Here is a 524-nt window from a genome sequence, read left to right as displayed (position 1 = left end):
GTGGGACTGATCGACGGCAAGGGGACGCTTGCCAGCGATGGGAGCAGGCCGCTGTTCGATGCGGAAGAAACGTATCGAAAGCCCCATGAACCATCCATTTGAACCATTCGCCGAACTGCAACCACGTATATTCATGATTTCGATACGGCCTGCCTATACATTAGCCGCGGGACAAGGGAGATTGTGATGCTCGAGTGGGCGTCATTGCGCAACAGACCGGACGTTCGGGAGGCCAATGGCCTCTCTTCACCCGCAGGCACAGAAGCTCCAAAAAAAACAGCCATTTCACTGGCATTGGGGGGCGGCTGCGCTCGCGGCTGGGGCCATATAGGCGTGCTGCGCGCACTCGATGAAGCAGGCATCGAAGTGTCGATGATCGCCGGCACCTCGATCGGTGCGCTGGTCGGCGGCTGTTATCTCGCCGGCAAGCTGGACGAGCTGGAAGAATTCGCCAGAAGCCTGACCAAACGGCGCATTTTTGGCCTTCTCGACCTCAATCTGCGCGGCAGCGGCTTGTTCGGGGG

The 524-nt window shown here is 59.2% G+C and carries 1 protein-coding gene; it reads left to right on the top strand.

Going from position 1 to position 524, the window contains the following annotated elements:
• Window positions 1-186: 186 nt before the first annotated feature.
• Window positions 187-524: patatin-like phospholipase family protein (locus EOA86_RS37780; protein ID WP_206630291.1), on the top strand; the 338-nt coding region annotated here is incomplete at its 3' end.

Source organism: Mesorhizobium sp. M5C.F.Ca.IN.020.32.2.1, assembly GCF_004023105.1.
Taxonomy (GTDB): Bacteria; Pseudomonadota; Alphaproteobacteria; order Rhizobiales; family Rhizobiaceae; genus Mesorhizobium; species Mesorhizobium wenxiniae.
This window is presented reverse-complemented; position numbering and strand designations above follow the sequence as displayed.